Below are 3296 nucleotides of genomic sequence, written 5' to 3'. Positions count from 1 at the left end.
TTACGATTTGACAAATGGAATTCTGACAATTTCTGGCCTATCTTATAATGTAGCTTCTTATAGCTACTTCTTGGATGTAACCGGCGATAAGATTTGCCCAAAAGAACCAATCGAAGCAAAAGTAAAAATTCTTAAAATCCCTATCGCTTTATTTTCGGAAGTACAAGTATCCTGTATTGGAGGAAATGATGGACAAATAAAACTTGATTCAGTGGATCCAATGGGTCCAAATACCTATACTTTAATTCAAACTGGTTCAATAAATTCAACTGGCAATTTTGTGGGATTAAAAGCAGGTATTTATACCATTCGGGTCCAAGAAAATGGTTCGCCTTGTTTTTCTGATTTCGATATAGAGGTTACAGAGCCTGAACAATTGGAATTAATAAATTTAATAACCTCAGACCCTACTTGTGGTTCGTCTAACGGGGTTATAAACTTTGAAATAATTGGTGGTATAAAAGATTACACCTTGATTTTAAATAATAAGCCAATTTCCTCTTATATCAATAGTATTACGGCAGGGGTTTATGAAATCAAAGATTTGTCTCCTGGAATTTATTCATTGGAAGTAACTGATGCCAATGGTTGCCAACTCAATCTTCCAAATTTAGTTACCTTAGTTAATGATGATGGGTTTGCATTCACTATTAACCCAATGGTAGAAGAAGTTTGCTTTGGCCAAGATTTTGCGTTTTCTCCTGTACTTTCAGCCGGAATTCCTGGAACGCCAGAATTAAAGTGGTATAAAGATGCCGGGTTGATTCAGGAAATATCTTCTAGCACTAATCCTGATGTAGATGGCATTATTTATCAAATTAATCCTAGTACAGGAGGTTTGACAATAAGTGGCCAAAAAGCTGGGGATTTCACTTATTACCTTGAGGTGTCTGGAACAGGGATTTGCACCTTAGTTGAGCCAGCTGCAGTAAAAGTTTACCCTGAAATTACTGCCAATATTTTGGTTAGTGATATAGTTTGTTTTGGCGATACCAATGGTAGTATTAGTGTGACTCCATCTGGAGGAAATGGTGATTTTGAGATTAGTATAGATGGCTCGCCTTTTACTAAAAATTTCACTTACAATAATCTATTACCAGGAAGCTATGACATAGATCTTAGGAATGATATAGGTTGTACCTTCTCGGAAACTGTTATTGTCAAAACACCTTCTTCAGCAATTTCTATAAACAGCCCAACAATTGAACGTTCCTCTTGCGATCTTTCTAATGGAAGTGTTAGAGACTTAGTTATTTCTGGAGGTTGGGGAGGATATGTTGTAGAGTGGAGAAAAGGGGCTGTAAATGGACCTATAGTTCCTGGAGATTTAACCCAAGCATTAAACTTGGCGCCAGACCGGTATTTCTTAAGTATTTCGGATGGGCAAGGGTGTAATAAAACATTTGATTTTCTAATTGAAGAATCATCAGACCCTGTGTATGCGATTGTGCCCCCAATAAACTCATGTTCTGGTTCCAAAATTGAAATTAAGCCTATCCATATTGCTCCTAACCCTTCTTTGCCGCCGGCGGCGGCAACAGAAGTAAGATGGTATACTGGTCCAGGTCAAACGGGTTTGATTCAAGATGGCCCTGATCCATCTAACCCTTCGATACAATACCTTATTGACGACTCTGATTGGCTAAACCCAGAATTGGAAATTACCGGATTACCTGCAGGAAATCATGATTTCTACTTTTATGTAGTTTGTACTGGTAAAGAACAGAAGATTGATGTGTCTGTTTATGACATTCCAGCAGTTACGCTCGATTTAAAAGCTGTTTCATGTTTTGGAGATACCAATGGGAAAGTCAAAGTAAGTGGTGGCGGTTTACCATCTAATTTATATTCATTGAATGGTGGAGCTCCTATCAGCCAATCAGCATTGGAAATGTTGAATCTTGCATCGGGCAATTATTCACTTGCTGTAACTACTCCAGCAGGATGTGCTCAGAGCTTAAGTTTTATTATTGCAAGTCCTGCTTCGCCTCTTTCAAGCTCACCACTTTCTGGAATAGATCCAGGATGTGGAGCCTCAAATGGAAAGTTAAATTTAACAATTTCCGGAGGCTGGCTACCTTATTCAATTGACGTGATAAAGGATGGAGTAAGTCAAGGGGTTCAAGTAATAAATCAAACTACTATTTCTCTTGGTGGTTATAGACCAGGAGTTTATCAATTAATAATCAAGGATAGTGAAGGCTGTACAATCTCAACAAACTCAGTAGCATTGGTGGATGGTCCTACACAGATTTTGATTAATGATGAAGAGATTTGTGTAGGCTCAGTCGCGACTTTACTACCTCAACTAGATCCTATTACAGCTGGTGCATCTTTTCAATGGTTCCTTGACGCTGGAAAAACTAAGCCAATTATTAGTAGCCCTAGTCCGACTTCTGATGGAAGAATCTATCAAATAAATCCTGTAAATGGAGAATTGACAATAGGTAACCTACCAGCCTCGGCGATTGAATATAATTATTACGTAAGCGCCTCAGGTTCTGGTGTTTGTTTGGGCTATACGGGGGTTGCTAAAGTAAAGGTCTATTCATCTCCTACAGTCACTGCCTCGGTTGTTGATGAGGCTTGTTTTGGAACAGGAGGTTCAATCACTGTAAATGCAAGTGGTGGATCTGGAAGCTATACTTACAATATTAATGGTGGGGCATTTGGATCATCTAATGTTTTCCAAGTAGCAACTGGATCTTACGCTATTCAAGTCAAAACACCCGAAGGTTGTTTGGTTAATCTTACTAATATCCAAGTTACAGGACCTGCTGCTGCTTTAGTTGCTTCAAACCTGGAAAAGGATGATCCATCTTGTGGACTGGATAATGGTGAAATTAGATTGACCTTAACAGGGGGATATGCTCCTTATAAGGTGACTTATACCAAGAACGGAGCAAATTCGGGATCTGGAAATTTAGCAGTTGCTGGAGAAATTCGAATTCCAAATCTTGGAATTGGTGTTTATGAATTTAAGGTTACAGATTCACAGGGTTGCACAATTTCAGTTCCGACAACATTTACTCTATCCGAAGTACCAACTGTATTGAAGGTAAATGATGATGAAATTTGCGCGGGGGAAGTAGCAATTTCAACCCCTTCTGTCCCGCTAAATATTCCCAATCCTAAATTTTCATGGACATTTGATGCGAATGGCAACAATTTAATACCCAACGGAACTGTCAATGGTGTAACTTATGATGTCAGTTCAGCAGGTGTATTGTCAATATCGGGTCTAAAAGGAAAAACAACTCCTTATATTTTTTATGTGAATGCCACAGGAGTAGGAA

The 3296-nt window shown here is 38.7% G+C and carries 1 protein-coding gene; it reads left to right on the top strand.

Translation table 11 applies throughout. The features are described 5' to 3' along the window. The coding region (locus Q0L68_RS18490; protein ID WP_296705733.1) for a SprB repeat-containing protein at positions 1-3296 on the top strand (3296 nt) is incomplete at both ends.

Source organism: Algoriphagus sp. (assembly GCF_024642405.1).
Taxonomy (GTDB): domain Bacteria; phylum Bacteroidota; class Bacteroidia; order Cytophagales; family Cyclobacteriaceae; genus Algoriphagus.
The sequence above is the reverse complement of the archived record's forward strand: the minus strand, read 5'-3'. Positions and strand labels throughout refer to the sequence as shown.